This is a genomic window from Pedobacter caeni (assembly GCF_900129215.1).
GTDB lineage: Bacteria > Bacteroidota > Bacteroidia > Sphingobacteriales > Sphingobacteriaceae > Pedobacter > Pedobacter caeni.
Genome location: NZ_FQUQ01000002.1, coordinates 235,027 through 252,716, shown reverse-complemented (window position 1 = coordinate 252,716; position 17,690 = coordinate 235,027). Strand labels below are relative to the sequence as shown.

Here is a 17,690-nt window from a genome sequence, read left to right as displayed (position 1 = left end):
TATTTAAATTATTTCAGGGACCACATTAGTGTAGATTCTTTGTCCGGACCAAAAGCAGAAACCGCTTTCTGGTAATTCACTTTGTTTTTAGCGCTTTCAGAATCCGGGAAAACATAACGTTTAGGAATTCCTCTGCCCGCAGCTAAGGGGCCGGTAACAAAAGCAGGATAGCCGGTACGGCGTTGATCGAACCAACCTTCTGATCCTTTAAACAACATTGCCATCCATTTCTGGGTGATCAGTTGCTCCAATGTACCATCGTACTTCACTACAGATTGGTCAAAGTAGTTCAAAGCAGGTGTTATTCCATAGCTGCTCATCGACTCTCTGATTCCTTTGTAATACATAGATTCGGCAGTTTCTCCCGGCACAGTGATTTTACCTTTCTGCATTGCTTCCGCCAGAATAAAACATTGCTCGGTATAGGTAATCAGACTCGCTTTCAACAAAGGATTGGCAGAACCACCATTTTTTCTGAAAAAACCAGCAGAGAAAACGGACACATGATCCTCACCACCATTGTACGAAGCAGGTGCATCAATGGCATTCGGTACGCCAACATATTTATTAGGATCTACGGTTGAGCCTGCTGTACTTTTAACCGGTTCTACCCACACCGCCAGCCGGGGGTCATTTCTTTGGATCAGGCGGTCTACCAGCTCCTTGCTCACTTTCGTTTTTTGATAGTCGAAATCAATCATGGCCAAAGGGCCTCCAGGCCAGCTATATGCCGCCAAATTTCCCAGATAAGTTATTTCGGCATTGTCCGCACTGCTTTCAAAAACAGGATAAGCGGTCTTGTCACTAATAATGGTTTGCATTTCTGCAAATGCAGGAGCATAGGCTTTAGAAATACGCAACAACATTCTTAAGCGCAAAGTATTCGCAAACTTGCGCCATTGCAGGGCCTTGCCCTTAAACATCACATCGCCTTTGGCATTAATTTCCTCTGTGCTTCCTTTTAAAAGATCGTTAGCCTCACTCAGTTCTCTCAATAAATCAGGGTAGATCACCTGTTGTTGATCATACTCAGGATAAATCAGGTTACTTTCTTTCGACTTCAGGGCCTGACTATACGGAACATCTCCATACAAATCTGTCAGGTAAGCAAAATTAAAAGCTTTCATAATTTTACTAATCGCGATGTATTGCTTTTCAGAACGCTTTTCTGCGGTTTCCAGCAAAGTTTTATTGACCGATAAACGGGCATAGATATCGTCCCAGTCTACCGGTCCCCAGTCTAACAAATCATAACCTGTATTACGAACCAGTGTAAGGTATCTTGCTGCCGAAGCCGGCCTTCTGCCAACTGCATTTTCCTGATAAGCATAAGCGGTAGACAAGACCACTTCAGACATCAAAAACTCTGTATTGGTCGTCTCCGGAGAGTTTGGGTTCGTGTTGATCTCTTTAAAATCTTTGGTGCAGGCAGCCAGCATAGCCATAAACAACACCAGGATGGATTTATATTTGAATTTCATGTGTATGCAGATTAAAAATTACAACTTAATTTAAAGCCAAAAGAGCGGGTTCCCGGCAATGTCCAGTGTCCAACGCCCAGCTTAAATCCTTCGGTAACACTCATCGTGGTTTCCGGATCGTAGCCTAAGCCATTGGCAGTCCAGGTATATAAATTCCTGCCGATTACCGAAATGGAGAGATTGCTGATCGGAAGTTTACCCAATACCTTTTTGCCAAATACATAGGTTAAAGAAGCTTCCCTCAGTTTCAGGAAAGAGGCTGAATAGGTTAAACGCTCATAATACTTATTGTAGGTGTTATTGTAAAAATCGGAAGCCGCAATAATGACCTTATTTTCACTGAAAGTACCGTCACCATTTGCGATATAACCAGGAATAATCATCCCGTCGTTTCTTTTTACACCTTGCGAATCTACCCAGGGCAAACCTCCTGTTTGTGCATCTCTGCCCACAAGTGTATTGTCTGTTAAACCCGAATTGATCAGACTTTTAACCACATAAGAATAGAAGTTACCGCCTTTACGCCAATCTAAAAGAACATTTAGCGTCAGGTTTTTATAGCTGAAAGTATTGTTAAGGCCTACTGTAAAATCAGGATTATAGTTTCCAACTTTTATATATTCGGAATTGTTCCGGATATAATGCCCTGTTTTATCCAATAATGCGGCTCCGGCATACTGTCCACTCGGTACTTTCGTATAACTTGGTGTATAAAAATCTCCGATTTTAGTTCCTTCTTTAATTAAATAGCGAATGTTATCTCCATCCGCGCTACCCATAGAGTACTCCGGCAAACCTTCCATTAAAGAGATCACCTTATTTTCGTTCTTTGTGAAGTTTGCATTGACCTCCCATTTAAATGCGCCCTGTACAGGAACAGCGTTTAAGCCGATTTCCCATCCACTATTCTGGATATTTCCGGCATTGATTAAACGATTTGAAGCGCCCGAAGCAATGGTGGTCGGAATGTTGATGATCTGATTTCTTTTATTGGTCTTATACCAGGTCACATCCAGGCCTAACCTGTTATTAAAAAAGCGCAGATCTCCGCCAAACTCATAAGAAGTTGCGATTTCAGGTTTTAAGAAATTGTTTTTCAGGTTAAACTCGATGGTAGCTCTTTTTACATCTCCCCAATCCTGGTTGAAAGGAATGGTATTGAAGAGTTGGTATGGATCAGTATCACTTCCTACCTGCGCCCAGTTGGCTCTGATTTTAGCAAATGACAACAGATCTGATTTGATCTTCAGCGCATCTGTTAAAACCGTGCTTAATGAAACTGAAGGATAGAAGTAAGAATTGTTTTGTGCAGGTAAAGTACTTGACCAGTCATTCCTTCCCGTAACGTCCAGAAATACCATGTCCTTAAACGAGGCTTGTCCCATTCCATATAAGCTATTGATGCGTTTACGGGAATTGTATTGGGCATTGGTAATCGTTCCTGCACGCGCATTGTTGATGTTATAAATTCCTGGAATACTCAGACTTTCGGTCCGTTGAGCGGTACTTCTGTTGGTCTGGTCCATTTGGTTCCCTCCAACCGACAAGCCGAATGACCAATCCTGGTTCAGGATCTTCTTGTAACTGAGCAGGAAATCTGTATTCTGTTCTTTGAAGTAAGAATTATCCACGCCATAACCGCCAAATTTAAATCGTTTGGCACTAAAAGGGCGTTTGGTTTCATGCTCTTCATTGTACATGTCGAGTCCGGTACGTACCATTAAGCTCAGGTCTTTGGTAATATCAACTACCGCCTGTACACTTCCGGTTAAACGGTTTCTGTCGTAACCATTGGTATGTTCATTCGCTACAAAATATGGGTTATCCGAATCATCCGGTGAAAACTGTTCCAGGTTCTCCCGGCCTGGTTTCCAGTAATTCTTCAAATCTTTAATGCTCATATTAGAAGGCATGGAATAAACCATTTGGGTCACACTTTCCCTATAGGCTGAGGGGCGGTTGTCGCTCTTATTGTTTACATACCCCAGATTCGTACTGATCTTTACTTTAGGGTGCAATACATAAGTTGCCGCCAGGTTCAGCGTATTTCTGCTCAGGTCCGTATTCGGTACAATACCTTTATTGGACATATTGGTATAAGAAAGCCTGTAATTGCCATCTGCATTTTTACCGGTGATGGCAATGTTATTCGTATAGGTAGCCCCTGTTTTATAAAAATCTTTAGCATTATCAGGGTGTGACACCCAATCGGTAGGGATTGGCTTTCCGCTCGCGTCCAGCGGACTGTTCCATTGCAGGTGTTTTGTTCCTGCATCCAGACGCGGGCCCCAGGCCGATGAAGTATTAGATGCCGGATCATCGGTATATTCTCCTGCTCCAAACTGATTCTGGAAATGAGGAAATAGCCAGGCCTTATCATACATGGCATTTGAATTGAAGCTGACCCCAAAACCTTTCTTTCCTGACGAACCGCTCTTTGTGGTAATCAGGACTACTCCGCTTCCTGCCCTGCTGCCATATAAAGCCGCTGCACTCGCTCCCTTTAAAATACTGATGCTCTCAATATCATCGGGGCTGATGTCTGCTACCGGACTCCCGTAATCTATAGAAGAACGCCCTACTTCAGAGGTTGCTCTCAGCGAATGTGCCACTGGAACACCATCCACTACAAAAAGAGGTTGATTATCCGTAGCAATTGATGATTGGCCGCGAATGGTAATCAATGCACTAGATCCGGGATCAGAACCGGCGCTCACAATGTTTACCCCTGCTACTTTTCCGGCAAGGGAATTCACTACGTTTACTTCTTTCACCGTATTCACATCAGTACCTTTTACAGTAGCAATAGAATAACCGAGCGCTTTTTCCGAACGCTTAATCCCAAGCGCAGTAACCACTACTTCAGACAAAGCATTTTGATCAGGAACCAGGCTAACGTTGACCACTGTTTCTCCATCCAGGCTAAATTCTTTGGTTTGATAGCCCATCATTCTAAAAAGAATGGTGGCTGATGCGGTGCTTACATTCAAGCTGTAATCACCCGTCAGATTGGTCGTTGTGGCGTTACCACTTCCTTTTTCTATGATATTTACACCTGGTACAGGTAAACCTTTTTCATCTGTTACCTTTCCTTTAATCCGAACCGCCTTTTTAATGATGACCTGGTTGTGCTGAACCACATAAGTCAATTGCAGGGGAATCAGCAGACGGTTAAGCAAGCTGCTCACCATTTCGTTTTCTGCTTTAAAAGACTCCACCCTCTTGTTTAATACTGCGTCTTTGTTGGTGTAAACAAAAGACAGATTGGTTTTCTTTTCTATGCTTTTCAGCAATTCTGTTAAAGTCCCGTTTTTAAAATTGAAGCTGATCCTGCTATTTACTTCCTGCGCCTTTAATGGCGATGCCTGTCCGCTGAAGAACATAAGAGAAAGCATAAAATAAATGAGGGTAAAAAAACGCATTACTTTAAAAATTAATTGATTAGTCGCTACGGACTTTTTCATAACTTTGAGTGTTTTAATCGTGATGGGTTAAAATAAAATTGAAAATCATGAGCCGGAGCATGCGTCAACATGCTTCGGCTTTTTCTTTATAGTTGTCTAATTACATTTACCTCCTTTTATATAAATGGTCTGTTTGTTTATCGTATAATGGATATCTAAAGTCATTTTAATCGTTTGCAGCACTTCATTTAAGCTGACATTGCTAAACTTAGCGGTGAGCTTGCAGCCTTTGAAAGATTGATCAGCGATGATTTTTACCGCATATTTCCGTTCTATGGCGTCAAAAACTTCTTTTACAGGAGTCTGATCAAAGACCATTTTTCCTTCTCTCCAGCCAATGGCAGTTTGGGCATCTTCGACATTTTCAAGGGATAACTTAGCTGAATTCAGATCATCTACGGTTTTTTGGTTGGGTAGCAAATAAATCGCAGCCGACTGCCTTCCCGCAGAATCTCTGAAAACAGCAACCTTACCTGAGAGCACAGTTACTTCGGTCGGGTGCCCTTCCCAGGCACGAATGTTGAAACTTGTTCCAAGTACCTTTGTCCGGAGGTTTAAACTGTGAACAATAAATGGATGTTGAGGATCTCGTTTTACGTTAAAAAAAGCTTCTCCTTTAAGCTTTACTGTCCTTAAAGCGGCATGTTGCAGGTTCTTTGGAAAGCTGATGCTACTCCCCGAGTTGAGCCAGACCTCGCTGCTGTCGGGCAGCACGATACTGATCATCTTTCCGGAACCTGCCGACTTTGTGATCCATGCGATTTCGGTACTTTGTAAAACCGGATGCTGTACTTTATAGAAGAAGGTGAATAATGCTATTGCTCCAAAGACAGCCGCTGCAGCCAGCCACAGTTTCAGTTTAATGGTCTTTTTAGGTGCTTCCTGAACCAGGGAAGCCTGAATGGTGTTAAAACTATTTTTCCATTCGTCATTTTCAGGGGGCGCTGAAGTATTTTCCCATAGCCATAAAGCCTGTTCCAGTTCCTGCTGGTGTTTAGGGTCTTTACTCAGCCACTCCTGTATCTTTTTCTCCTCCTGTTCAATTTTCTGAACGTTGCCCTTGGCATTCTCCTTAGCGGATAAATAATCAAGTACAAATTTCCAGGTTTCTTGGTCCATTCCTATGCTTTTATAGAAACAAGACAAGAAACCGGGCATGCACTACGGGCCGCAAAACGTTAACGTTATATTAAGAAATGATTAAGTGCTTTTTATCGGAATTCCGCTTCGTTTTTTAGTACTCTTTCCTGTAAAAACTGAAAACCTTTAACCAGGTGATCTTCTACCGTCCGAACTGAAATATCCAGTAAATCGGCGATCTCCTTGTAGCTGAAGCCATCAATCCGGTACATATAAAAAACCAGACGTCTGCGCTCTGGCATCTGATCAATCAATTGATACAAGACCCGATTTCTATCTTTATCCTGATAAGTCTGAGCAGGATCTGATCCTCCATCCCAAACTTCCGGAACTTCTTCCTCATCGATGTGCAGAAAATTTGTTTTAGCAGTTTTATGGTAATTGGTGGCAGCATTTTTTACTGCCCGGAATAGATAGGCTTTTTCATTTAAGATCCGGACGTTGTTTTTCCAGATGGCGATGAACACATCATTTAAAATCAGTTGAGCTTCTTCTGCATCTTTGACCAGATATACCGCATATTTTTTGAGCGTAGGATACATCCGACGGTAAAGATCTTCGAATGCTTTTCCATCGAAGTTATTTACAAGATCTCCGTTAAATCCGACAGTATTGTTTTCGCCCATAAAAGATGAAGCGAAATTAGACCTGCCAAATGACAGATAGATTAACAAAATGTTAAATGAAGCGGGGAATAAGAAAGCTATTCAGCATGTGTAAGGAATCCCTTAAGCATGCTGAATCAACTTCATTATTATCAGTTCAACTATGATCTAATTTAGTCTGGCTTGTAAAGCTGCATTCTTTTCCTTTTCAACAAGAAGCAAATTTTCATAAAGCGCTTCGTTTTTTGATTGAAGTTCCCTGAGTACTTTTATTGCTTCAGCTAATAGGTTCAAAGGATCAACATGGTGAGTATTCACATTATTCACCGTCCCGCCTTCACCTTCGTGGGTATAACTACTATTATTAAACGTATTAAAATAGGTGATCGCGGCCTGTTCATCAAAATTCTCAAGTACCTGAACCGGAATTTTCAGTACATCTGCAATTGATTTCAGCAGATTAGGGTCTACTATTTCTCTGGATTCTATTAAAGAAATCCTCTTTTGACTCCATTCGGGCCCCAACTGATCGGCCAGCGCTTCCTGGCGTATACCGATCATTTCCCGAAAGCGCTTTACATTTTTCCCCTGGTGGACATTTGTCGGGGTATCTGTTATCGTTCTCATATTGTTGATATTAAATACGATCAAATGTACCAAAACAGCACAACGTAAATCATATAATAAAAACAATAATTTACATTTTGATTAATAAATATTTTACTAAGGTAAAAATAAGTAGAAATCAGAACAGTCATCTTTACAGGGCTTACATACAAACGTCTTAATGGAGTTTCCCTCTTATTGAGAATAGATTGCAGGAAAGAAAAAGAATTTCGCTAAAATTGTAAGGAATCACCCTTTCCTGTAACTTGCGAACAACCTTTTAGACAAATGACCGACCACTATTCTTTTACCGATCTCCAACTCGCAGATCTCCTGAAAGAAGATGACGAAGCTGCATTCACAGAAATTTATTCCCGCTATGCTGAAAGTTTAACCGGATTTGCAAGTTCCAAACTATATCACCTTGAAGATCCCCGGGATATCATTCACGATGTCTTTGTGAAATTATGGGAAGAAAGGAAACAATTAAAAGTGGACCGAAATCTGGAGGCTTACTTATTTACCCTGGTCCGTTATCGCATTGTAGATAAGATCAGGAAAAACATTACCCGTGAAGATTATTCGGAAATGGTCCTCGCTTTACAAACCACCCTTAGATCAGAAACCGAGCAATATATCGCGGCAAAAGAACTAAAACAGAATATTACACAAGCGCTGGATAAACTATCACCAAGAGTGAGGGAAATTTATCAGCTTAGCCGGGAAGAAAACCTGAGCATTGCTCAGATCGCAGATCAATTAAAGCTTTCCGAGCAAACCGTAAAAAACCAACTCAGCTTTGCATTGAAACATTTAAGGGAGTCATTAACCCTCTTATCTACCTCTGCTTTAATATTCTGGTGCCTTAAATAGGTGATCCTGATCCTCCTCTAAAAAATATTTCATTTTCTTATAGTACCAAACGCGGGTTCATACGGCTATTGTCAAAACCCGATAAAATGAACCCTGATATCGAAGCACTTCTGGACCGTTACCTGAAAAAGGAAACATCTCCTGTGGAAGATCGGCTCATTGAAAAATGGCTGACAGAAAATGAAATTGCTGATCCTGCATGGCAGCACCTGAACCGTACTGCTAAAGATCAGTGGCTTTCCGAAGTACTCCTGGATATTAAAACTTCTATTAAGGGAAATGAGCCAAAGGTGATCCTAAAAGAATCGAAAAAATATTTGTGGTATAAAATTGCAGGTGTAGCAGCAGTATTGCTTCTTGTTTTCGGCTTATACCTCAGCCGGCCGGAACTAAATTCAACCGTTATCTCAGCCGATCAAAAAAAACAGATTACACTTTCTGATGGAACGCGGGTTTGGTTAAATGCCGGGGCTGAGTTGAAATATCCTGAGTCTTTTACTGACGAATCAAGAACAGTATCCCTTTCCGGAGAAGCCTATTTCGACGTAAAACACGATCCCCACAAGCCTTTTCTCATTCATACCGGAAAAGTATTAACCACCGTTTTGGGAACTGCTTTTAATATTAAAGAAGATTTACATCGGCATACCATTGAAGTAACTGTAACCAGTGGTAAAGTGAGCGTTACGGATGATGGTAAATTACTCGGTATTCTTACCGGTAATCAGCAGGTAAGCCTCGATCTGAGCAGTAGAAAATCTGTTAAAAAAACAGTAGATGCCAACACTGTTATTGCCTGGCAGCATGATGATCTGCTTTTTGATGACATCACTTTAGCAGATGCAGCAATGCAGCTTCAACAGCGTTTTCATATAAAAATCACCTTCAACAATGATCAGTTAAAAAAATGCCGTTTTAGTGGCAGCACATTTAAAGATGATCAGCTGGATAAGATCCTGGATGCCATCACCGGTTTTAACAATGCAACCTGGAAAAGGAACGCTGATGGAAACATCATCATCTATGGAGAAGGCTGCAATTAATGAGAAATTAAACCCATTTTATGAATAACAACTAAGCTTTATAAGTGCTGGAAAGGCTTCAGAAGCCGGATCAGTCAAAAACAACCCATAAACCGACGGCTATCGGTTTATGGGTATCCCGGAATCCCGGGGTTTTAAATAATTCGTGATCAATTAAAACATTTAAAACTATGAAAAATTCTGCAAAAGTGTGGAATACGGGGATGATATGTGCTCATCTCACTGAAATACTATTTATAAATAAACAATTTATCATCTGGTTGATGCGTGTAAGTTTTGTCCTCTTTCTTTTCATCTTAACTTCATTACAACTGCTCATGGCCGTGGAGGTAAACGGTCAGCGTATGAGCGAATATAAAGTAAGCCTCAAACTGGAGGAGGAAAGTTTATTGACCGGATTAAAAAAAATCGAAGCGCAATCAACTTTCCGCTTCTACTACAGAAAAGCTGAGGTAAAGCAAATCACCGGTCTCCACCTTGCATTTAACACCAGAACGGTCGAAAACACACTCTATGAACTGTTAAAAAACACAGATTTCAGTTTTCGTCAGATCGACAATCATATTTTACTTGAAAAAAGACGGCCACAAACCGGGTATACTGTAAAGGGCCGGATCATCGGTCAGCATCATAAGCCAGTAGAATTGGTCACGATACAGATCAGCAAAATTACCAATCAAAATATAACATTCAGTGCTCTCCCGGATACAGGCGGCAGGTTTATATTAAAAGTTTACGAACAAGGAGACTATCTCCTCAGGGTATCTTCGCCAGAAACAGATAGCTTAACACAAACAGTTACGGTAGGGAGCACCGAGGTTCTTCAACTACCAGATATCGTACTTACGGAAACAGCGATACAATTAAAAAATGTGACCATCATGAATAAAAGAGCACTGATCAGTCGCTCGGTGGATAAATTAACATTCAATGTGGAAGGCAGTATATATGAAAAAGGTGAAAACGCGCTTAGGTTATTTAACGTCATACCCGGGGTATCGGTATTAGGGAAAAACATCCTTTTCAGAGGCAGTGAAAGCGTGAGCGTCTATGTTGACAACAGGAGAATACTATTACCCGGCGATCAGTTACTTGCTTACCTGCGCGCTATTCCATCAGAGTCCATTAAATCTTATGAATTAAAGGCTGTTCCAGGTGCAGAGCATGACGCCCAGCACGGAGGGGTAATTATTAATATTGTGCTGAAATCTGAATATAAGTACGGACTATCCGGGAGTATAAGTACTGGTTATTGGTATACTAAATATCATAATACCAGGGGTAATGCATTCCTGAATTACAGGGCTGGAAAACTCAATATCCAGGGAAATGTTAATTATTCCCGTGCTCCCGCTTTTTACGAGGACAATATTACTCAGGAATTCAAATCCACCGGGGCTTTTAGCCGGCAAACGGAGAAATATACTGAGCATTACCATGCTATTGCTTACAATATTGGACTTGATTATAAGCTTAATTACCAGCAAACAGTTGGGTTTAATTACAACATGTTCAGTAATCCTGGTGATTTCAGTAACATCACTACCACCAATATCGATTATTTTTCCAATGCAGAGGCAAGTTCCATTGACTCCTCTTCTTACACCAACAAAAACACCAGATTTAGCTATACTAATCGAATGGCAAATGCCTTTTACCGCAATAAGCTGGATACGAACGACAGTAAATTAGATATTGGATACAGTTATATTTATTATGGATTGAAAGACCCCTCAGCTATAGAAACGAACTCGTTGAATGGTTTCTTCACCAATACCACTGGCAAATCAATGATTCACGTAGCCAATGCTGATCTTGAAAAACACTTTTCAAACACATTGACGCTTAATGCAGGCGCCAAATACACGGCATCAGGTACAGACTATTCAATGGATTACCGCATTGGTCTTAGTGAACAGTCACCATTAGACCCATTACGGTCGGATAGATTTCGGTACAATGAATATATACTGGCTTTCTATAGCACACTTGCCAAATCTTTTAAGCAATGGGAGATCAAGCTTGGCTTAAGAACCGAACAAACCAATTATCATGGTAAATCAGCAAGCACCGGGCAAACTATTGGACGTAATCAATGGGATTTATTTCCCTCAGTACACCTCAATAAAAAGATAGGCGAAAATCATTCCTTTACACTTTCTTACAACAGGAGAATAGAACGCCCGGGGTTCAGACAGTTAAATCCTTTTGTGATCTATACCAACCCCTACACCCTTCAGGAAGGCAATCCCAATTTGCTATCCTTTTACAGTAATAATATACAATTGGAATATTTGTTAAAAAACAAGTACTCCTTAACCATTGGCTATCAAAACACAAACAATGCCATCACTACAAATGTCACAAACAAGGGTAATGTCATCATTTCAAAAGACGAGAATATCAGCGATAATGATAATGTGTTTATGTCAGTCTACATCCCGATAAGGATAACTAACTGGTGGGAGTTCAACACCAATACGACACTGAGATACCGGACAATAGATATCCGTGGCACTTCTCCTCTACAACGGTCAAAATTTACGCAGAACATCTGGGCAACAAATAAGTTCAATCTACCAGGGAAATATTTCATTGAGGTTTCAGGAATTTACAACAGCAGCAGCTTTTATGACATTTACGATCAGTTTAGCATTAAGAAAATCGACATCACCATAAAAAAGAGCTTTTTTAAAGACCGGCTCAGCTCAAGTATAGAATTACAGGATCCTTTCCATTTGTATAAACCACAATACGAGATCAATACCCCTGAATTCAGCAGAAATGTTTTAAGAAGCAGATTGGACTGGGCCAGAAATTTTGGAATCCACTTCACTTATAATTTTTCAAGTGGAAAAAAACAAAGCAGCAAAGAAAATATTGATGCTGCAGGAAATGAAGCAAGACGGCGTTTGTAAAGCAGGGATCTTTTATTTTGATTTTAATTCGAAATCAACGTAGATTGTACCACAAGAATTTTAGAACGTTTGATAAAGTTTACCTATATGAAAAGCATCTTCATTTTAAGCATTCTGGTATTAATCTGTGGATTGGCCAAAGCCCAATCTAACAGAGAAGATATAGAAATACGCTGGCCTAAAGCTGAAGGATGGAAACTTGACGAAAAATTATCGATCACCACTGATTTTTCTCGTCGCCGGCAGAAGTGGGACTTTAAACCTGACAATAAAGAAAGCTGGCAGGAAATAGTGATGATACTTAATGACGACCTCAGAAAAAACACGAAGAGCCTGGACAGCATTAACGTTTCCCTTGACTTAGCAGGTTCAAAAGGCACAACTTATAAACTTCTGAAAGAAAGAAAAAAGGGTCCCTTTCCTTATAAACTGATCAGTCTCGAAAATCGAAAACTTAAATCTGAACAAACACCCATTTCTACCCTTTCTTACCTTATAGACGGAAAAACCTGCAGACATATGGTCATTATTTCTGTGAAAACAGCAAAATTCTCGGCAGATTTCCTGAAACAATGGTCGGAAATTTTACTGAACAGCAAGATCGTTCCTTCTAAAGAAGGAAACTTTGAATACACTGATGATGCTTATGTGGATGAAAAAGAAATCAAAAGAGATGATGAATTTTACATCACTGCACGTTTTAAATCTGAGCAGATACAACATCTGCTAAAAGGGCAATCTGTTAAAATTGTGATAGATGATTTCCCCGATCTTAATCTTTCCGGCAAAGTATCAGAAATTGGCAATTCAAAAAATGAAGTAAACGGTTTCCCGCTTGTTCCGCCAGATAATAAGAGTGGAAATTTTATAAAAATGGTGGAAAGACTTCCTGTTACCATTAAAGGAGAAATGCCGTCAGGACTTAAAGAGCGGTTTAAAAATGGAATAAATTGTAGCGTCAAAGTAGCTACCGCTCCATAATACCTCCTGTTTTTTCATCAGGACAGAGTCTGGTAGAAAAAATCAAAGAAAAACACAAAAGCCTCAGATTCTCTGAGGCTTTTGTATATCCTGAGCACTTACCTTAGTTCCAGTTGTCTATTTTAACATCAATTGGATCAGGAGCGCCTTTTCCGGTTTCAATGAGAGACTTCAGACTCATCAGAAATATCGCCCATTTAGTACTGCAATGATGCATAAACTCCACAGGCTCCTTCCAGTTCAGGTGTTTAAAAAGTACGATAATGTAGTCGCCATCTTGTTTCAGTTCCCAGTTGATGGTGGTATCGATCCATTCTTCCGGTCCTTCTGCAACCTCCCATACCACTTGAGTAGGCGCATCAAGACTGGAAACTTTCATATCGAAGCCTCCTGCTCCAAAACGAAATTTAATGATATTCCCCACCTGATTTCCTTCTCCCTGAGTATTGCTTGTCCACCAACCGGCCAAACCACGTTCTGTAGTCAATGCCTGATAAACATCGTCGATAGATGACGATTTAATTCCAATTCTATGCAAGATATCTGCCATGAGTAATTCCTCCTTTTTTTAGTAAAATTAAGCCCTTACCTACTGAGACATAGGGTGTAAAATGGACATTACCACGGGTTGATTTGGACAAATATTCTTTTTATCTTAGTTAAAAAGAAAACATGAAGCACCTGACGATAGTCGTTCCGAATGGACAAAATAACTTAAGTAGCATTATAGGTGCCTATAAGATATTTACAAGAGCCAATGAGTACCGTGCAAATACCGGAAAAGGGGAACTGTTTAAAATTCAACTGGCAGGCATATCTAAAAAGGTGAATTTCCATGACGGATTGTTCACAGTAAAACCTCATGTTAATATTTCGAGCATAAACAAAACGGATCTCATAGTGATCCCTTCCTTAAACCATAATTACCATGAGGCTGTTAAAGGGAATAAATTACTGATTGGCTGGATCGAAAACCAATATAAAACCGGAGCTGAAGTGGCAAGTATATGTACCGGAGCATTTTTGCTGGCATCAACTGGCTTGCTGGATGGAAAAAGTTGTTCCACTCATTGGGCTGCAGCAGATAACTTCAGAATGATGTTTCCGAAGGTCAATTTACATGCAGACCAGCTGATCACAGATGAACATGGGATTTACACCAATGGTGGGGCCTATTCTTTCCTCAATCTGATGATTTACCTGGTAGAAAAATATTATGACCGGCAAACGGCCATCTTCTGTTCCAAAGTATTTCAGATCGAAATAGACAGACAAAGCCAGTCGGCCTTTACCATATTTACCGGCCAGAAAAGACACGATGACGAAATGGTACAAAAAGCACAGGCCTATATAGAAAGTAAGCTTGATGAAAAAATATCCGTTGAACATCTGTCTTCGCTCTTTTCTGTGGGCAGGAGGAATTTTGACAGAAGGTTTATCAAAGCCACAGGAAATACACCTGTTGAATACACACAAAGGGTAAAGATTGAATCGGCGAAGAAAACATTTGAAACCAGTCAAAAGACAATCAGCGAAGTCATGTATGCGGTAGGCTATTCGGACCAAAAAGCATTTCGGGAAGTCTTTAGAAAAATTACAGGATTATCACCATTGGAGTACAGGCAAAAATACAATAGGGAGTCTGCAACGATCATTAACAGATAAAATTTTGCATGTCCAAATCACCCCGCTATAATGTCCATTTCAACCTATCCTAATTCACATAATTTGTCTGTAAATTTATGACAGGCTTAAATTAGGAATCGTATATATAGATGACATCAAATTTCTTATATAAGTCTGCATACTTACCTTAAATCAAAAAAATATGAAGCTTAAAAGTTTAGTGATCGTACTATGTTTAATCATAGGTAGTCAATTGGCAAAGGCACAAGTAAAAACAGCTGATCTGGTAAAGGACTGGGAAAGATCAAAAGCTTATACTCAGGAATACCTGGATGCAATGCCAGAAAGCGGATATGCGTTAAAGCCGACTCCGGAAATGCGGTCTTTTGCGGAGCAGGTACTACACCTTGCAGATGCCAACTATGCGTTCGCTTCGGCAGCAGCAGGTACAAAAAGTCCGTTTGGTCTGGGCGAATTGGAAAAAACAGGCGATAAATCCAAAGCTAATGTGAGTAAAATAGTACTTTCGAGCTATGATTTTGTGATTGATCAGATCAAAAAAATACCTGAAGGACAATTGGGCGAATCTGTCAAATTGTTTGGAAAATTTGATATGTCTAAAGAAACGGCTTTGGCTAAAGTTTCCGAGCATCAAGCCCATCACAGGGGGCAAACAACAGTTTATCTTCGGTTAGCAGGGGTTAAACCTCCACAAGAAAAACTGTTTTAATACCAAACAGGAAACGGGAGACCTGCAAAGGCCTTGAAAAGGTAAAAGCCTCAGAAAAATCTGAGGCTTTTACCGTATAAAACATCGCTATTTCATTGCAAAGATAAAGATCTTCGAAGCCAGCATGATTCAAAATCAGGAAAAACCTTGGCTGATTGCATGCAGGTAAGTTTCATTATTAGATCGCTTGAAAATAATATCCTGGCATTGATTGAACCGCACGAATTCTTTTAAGGATTCAATAAACTTTTCAATTAGGATTTGCCCGAGATCGACCGGTTCAAAATGGATGTTATGGACAATCAATACTTTTTTCTTACGGTCAGCCTTGGCATCCATTCTTGCAATAAAAATTTCTCCTGCGAGTATTGGTAGTGAAAAATAACCGTACAGGCGTTTTGGCGCGGGCACAAAACATTCGATCTGGTAATCAAAATCGAAGAAATCCTTTAAACGGTGACGAAAGACGTTGAGGATATCGAAGGGTGAGAGGATGAAGACTTCATTGGAAAGTTTAATGTCCATTTTCTGATTGGGAAGCATGTACAATGGGCCTTTGATGCCCTCAACATTGACCACTTTTACTTCAGCAGTCTGAACCATCTTTTCCAGCTCCTGTTTAATTGTGTTACCTTTCACCCGACGGGAACGCCAGGCCATTTCTTTAACGGAGGCAATACCCAGGGCACCTAAAGTACGGAAAATGACAAAACGGACATATTCTTCGTCGGTAGGCATGGTTAGATCAGTTTCCTGTGGCACTAAGTTAAGTGGCAGGTCGTAGACTTTATGGAAAGCTTTGGTCCTGCTAATCATCAGATTTCCGTTAAGATAAAGCCTTTCCAGTGCAACCTTGGCTGGCCGCCAGTCCCACCATCCTGAGCTGGCTTCCATACGATCGTTCTCAAAATCGCCAACCATTAGTGCCCCTTCCCTTTCCACCCGGTCCATAATCTCCTTCATTAAATTGATTTCCGGTTTGCTGAGTGCTCCTCCTTGCATTTCAAACGCTTTTTTTACTGGCAATGAAAAGCGGAAATCCCGCATGGGAAGATAACCAGCATCTGAAGTGAAATACTCATAAACACGGCCATCTTCACAAAGGCTGGCCAGCCATTCTGTTTGATAGCCCGGTATACGCGCAACCATAACATGGTGGTGTGCACGCTCCACGACATAATTAGTATCCAGCTGTACGAATCCCATATGGTCAATCAACCGGTAAACGGCCTCAATTCCTGTCCCAAATTGTGCTTTCCGGCTAAGTCCGGCGGCCTCAAGGATGATCTTCCGTGCTTGTGGTTTCGTAAGGTCAATATATTCCATCACGTAAAATTAACCAGATTCTGCGTTGAACCTAGAGCGAGGATTAAAAAAATACTTAAATACAAAAAGCCTTAGATTTCTCTAAGGCTCTTCTCTTCCAGCTATTGGTCATTCCACCGGACGCATCCTGTAACTATCTTGGAAACAGAGCCACCAGGTCTTCCTGAGGAAAAAATGCTGATTTTCCGGTTCCGTCCTTCACAATTCCCACATACCAGCTTTGTACCCCTCCACCCGGATATCCGTATTTGTTCGGCAATTGAATCCCTCCTGACATCACACTCGAGAAGGCATCATTCTCAAGCAAGTACTCTTTCTTTCCGGCTTTCAACAAAAAAACGTACATCTCACCTTCCAGTTGTGGTATTTTGATGAATTCCGTCCACTGTTTAGGTTGCACATTCTTCGCCAGATATTCCATTGCATTGATATCCGAACCATCTCCATAGGCAATGTCTACAGGCATGCCTGCCGGAAAATCAAAATAGAAGGCAATTTGTTCCTGTTCTTCTATTGCCTCAGGATAATGATAACCTTCGGTTACTTTCTTACCATCATAAAAAAAGCGGACAGGCTTATCTTTATCCCTGTCTTTTTCGATGCCGTAGGTATACAGTACTTCATTTGTTCCTTTCTTTTTCAGTTCCATTTTAATGGCATCCTGATTTTCATAAGTTATGTTGCCGGTAAAACCAGCCCTACCGTAGAAATTGCGCATTTTGACACCATCAAAATACTGTTCCAATGTGTCACCTAATACAAAACCTTTGAAACTGATGGAACGAATATCCGTGATAGGCGTGATGACCATTTTCCCCTCCTTTTCACAAGAGGAAAAGAACATCGACAGGACCAGTAAAAAAACTGTTAATGCATTATATTTTTGTATCATCTGAT

Annotated in this window: 14 protein-coding genes; 6 read left to right on the top strand and 8 right to left on the bottom strand. The window is 40.6% G+C overall.

Annotated elements, in window-relative coordinates:
• Nucleotides 1–8: 8 nt before the first annotated feature.
• The 5 genes from BUC20_RS08440 to BUC20_RS08420 form a co-directional block, all read right to left on the bottom strand.
• Complete coding sequence (locus BUC20_RS08440; protein WP_073229958.1) at nucleotides 9–1,481, bottom strand: SusD/RagB family nutrient-binding outer membrane lipoprotein; 1,473 nt, start codon at nucleotides 1,479–1,481, stop codon at nucleotides 9–11.
• 11 nt (nucleotides 1,482–1,492) lie between these two features.
• Nucleotides 1,493–4,945: a SusC/RagA family TonB-linked outer membrane protein gene (locus tag BUC20_RS08435; protein WP_084528695.1), complete on the bottom strand. Its 3,453-nt coding sequence runs from the start codon at nucleotides 4,943–4,945 to the stop codon at nucleotides 1,493–1,495.
• 96 nt (nucleotides 4,946–5,041) lie between these two features.
• The gene (locus tag BUC20_RS08430) at nucleotides 5,042–6,064 is read right to left on the bottom strand and encodes a FecR family protein (protein WP_159441072.1); all 1,023 of its coding nucleotides are present in this window, start codon (nucleotides 6,062–6,064) and stop codon (nucleotides 5,042–5,044) included.
• Nucleotides 6,065–6,156: 92 nt separating this feature from the next.
• Entirely contained in the window at nucleotides 6,157–6,711 is a 555-nt protein-coding gene (locus BUC20_RS08425; RefSeq protein ID WP_073229955.1) for an RNA polymerase sigma-70 factor, read from the bottom strand.
• A 147-nt stretch (nucleotides 6,712–6,858) separates the two neighbouring features.
• The gene (locus tag BUC20_RS08420) at nucleotides 6,859–7,317 is read right to left on the bottom strand and encodes a helix-turn-helix domain-containing protein (RefSeq protein ID WP_073229953.1); all 459 of its coding nucleotides are present in this window, start codon (nucleotides 7,315–7,317) and stop codon (nucleotides 6,859–6,861) included.
• Between the two features lie 267 nt (nucleotides 7,318–7,584).
• Between BUC20_RS08420 and BUC20_RS08415 the strand changes: the two genes are divergently transcribed.
• From BUC20_RS08415 to BUC20_RS08400, 4 genes are all read left to right on the top strand, one after another.
• Nucleotides 7,585–8,169: an RNA polymerase sigma factor gene (locus BUC20_RS08415; RefSeq protein ID WP_073229951.1), complete on the top strand. Its 585-nt coding sequence runs from the start codon at nucleotides 7,585–7,587 to the stop codon at nucleotides 8,167–8,169.
• Nucleotides 8,170–8,255: 86 nt separating this feature from the next.
• Entirely contained in the window at nucleotides 8,256–9,212 is a 957-nt protein-coding gene (locus BUC20_RS08410) for a FecR family protein (RefSeq protein ID WP_073229949.1), read from the top strand.
• Nucleotides 9,213–9,382: 170 nt separating this feature from the next.
• Complete coding sequence (locus BUC20_RS08405; RefSeq protein WP_073229947.1) at nucleotides 9,383–12,130, top strand: outer membrane beta-barrel family protein; 2,748 nt, start codon at nucleotides 9,383–9,385, stop codon at nucleotides 12,128–12,130.
• Between the two features lie 87 nt (nucleotides 12,131–12,217).
• A complete protein-coding gene (locus BUC20_RS08400; RefSeq protein ID WP_073229946.1) occupies nucleotides 12,218–13,111 on the top strand; it encodes an HlyD family secretion protein in 894 nt (297 codons plus the stop codon).
• A 103-nt stretch (nucleotides 13,112–13,214) separates the two neighbouring features.
• Here BUC20_RS08400 and BUC20_RS08395 read toward each other — a convergent pair whose 3' ends face one another.
• Complete coding sequence (locus tag BUC20_RS08395) at nucleotides 13,215–13,661, bottom strand: SRPBCC family protein (RefSeq protein WP_073229944.1); 447 nt, start codon at nucleotides 13,659–13,661, stop codon at nucleotides 13,215–13,217.
• A gap of 122 nt (nucleotides 13,662–13,783) precedes the next feature.
• Here BUC20_RS08395 and BUC20_RS08390 point away from each other — a divergent pair, with 122 nt between their 5' ends.
• Both BUC20_RS08390 and BUC20_RS08385 read left to right on the top strand, forming a co-directional pair.
• The gene (locus BUC20_RS08390; RefSeq protein WP_073229942.1) at nucleotides 13,784–14,776 is read left to right on the top strand and encodes a GlxA family transcriptional regulator; all 993 of its coding nucleotides are present in this window, start codon (nucleotides 13,784–13,786) and stop codon (nucleotides 14,774–14,776) included.
• A 163-nt stretch (nucleotides 14,777–14,939) separates the two neighbouring features.
• On the top strand, nucleotides 14,940–15,467 hold the full coding sequence (locus tag BUC20_RS08385) for a DinB family protein (RefSeq protein WP_073229940.1): 528 nt from the start codon (nucleotides 14,940–14,942) through the stop codon (nucleotides 15,465–15,467).
• Nucleotides 15,468–15,602: 135 nt separating this feature from the next.
• Here BUC20_RS08385 and BUC20_RS08380 read toward each other — a convergent pair whose 3' ends face one another.
• On the bottom strand, nucleotides 15,603–16,793 hold the full coding sequence (locus BUC20_RS08380; RefSeq protein WP_073229938.1) for a winged helix-turn-helix domain-containing protein: 1,191 nt from the start codon (nucleotides 16,791–16,793) through the stop codon (nucleotides 15,603–15,605).
• Between the two features lie 133 nt (nucleotides 16,794–16,926).
• Nucleotides 16,927–17,685 carry a hypothetical protein gene (locus BUC20_RS08375; protein WP_073229937.1) on the bottom strand — a complete coding sequence of 253 codons (759 nt, stop codon included), beginning with the start codon at nucleotides 17,683–17,685 and terminating at the stop codon, nucleotides 16,927–16,929.
• Between the last annotated feature and the right edge of the window lie 5 nt (nucleotides 17,686–17,690).

Coding starts and splice junctions, on each gene's coding strand:
- BUC20_RS08440 (WP_073229958.1), bottom strand. CDS start 1,481: ATGAAATTCAAATATAAATCCATCCTGGTGTTGTTTATGGCTATGCTG.
- BUC20_RS08435 (WP_084528695.1), bottom strand. CDS start 4,945: ATGAAAAAGTCCGTAGCGACTAATCAATTAATTTTTAAAGTAATGCGT.
- BUC20_RS08430 (WP_159441072.1), bottom strand. CDS start 6,064: ATGGACCAAGAAACCTGGAAATTTGTACTTGATTATTTATCCGCTAAG.
- BUC20_RS08425 (WP_073229955.1), bottom strand. CDS start 6,711: ATGGGCGAAAACAATACTGTCGGATTTAACGGAGATCTTGTAAATAAC.
- BUC20_RS08420 (WP_073229953.1), bottom strand. CDS start 7,317: ATGAGAACGATAACAGATACCCCGACAAATGTCCACCAGGGGAAAAAT.
- BUC20_RS08415 (WP_073229951.1), top strand. CDS start 7,585: ATGACCGACCACTATTCTTTTACCGATCTCCAACTCGCAGATCTCCTG.
- BUC20_RS08410 (WP_073229949.1), top strand. CDS start 8,256: ATGAACCCTGATATCGAAGCACTTCTGGACCGTTACCTGAAAAAGGAA.
- BUC20_RS08405 (WP_073229947.1), top strand. CDS start 9,383: ATGAAAAATTCTGCAAAAGTGTGGAATACGGGGATGATATGTGCTCAT.
- BUC20_RS08400 (WP_073229946.1), top strand. CDS start 12,218: ATGAAAAGCATCTTCATTTTAAGCATTCTGGTATTAATCTGTGGATTG.
- BUC20_RS08395 (WP_073229944.1), bottom strand. CDS start 13,661: ATGGCAGATATCTTGCATAGAATTGGAATTAAATCGTCATCTATCGAC.
- BUC20_RS08390 (WP_073229942.1), top strand. CDS start 13,784: ATGAAGCACCTGACGATAGTCGTTCCGAATGGACAAAATAACTTAAGT.
- BUC20_RS08385 (WP_073229940.1), top strand. CDS start 14,940: ATGAAGCTTAAAAGTTTAGTGATCGTACTATGTTTAATCATAGGTAGT.
- BUC20_RS08380 (WP_073229938.1), bottom strand. CDS start 16,793: ATGGAATATATTGACCTTACGAAACCACAAGCACGGAAGATCATCCTT.
- BUC20_RS08375 (WP_073229937.1), bottom strand. CDS start 17,685: ATGATACAAAAATATAATGCATTAACAGTTTTTTTACTGGTCCTGTCG.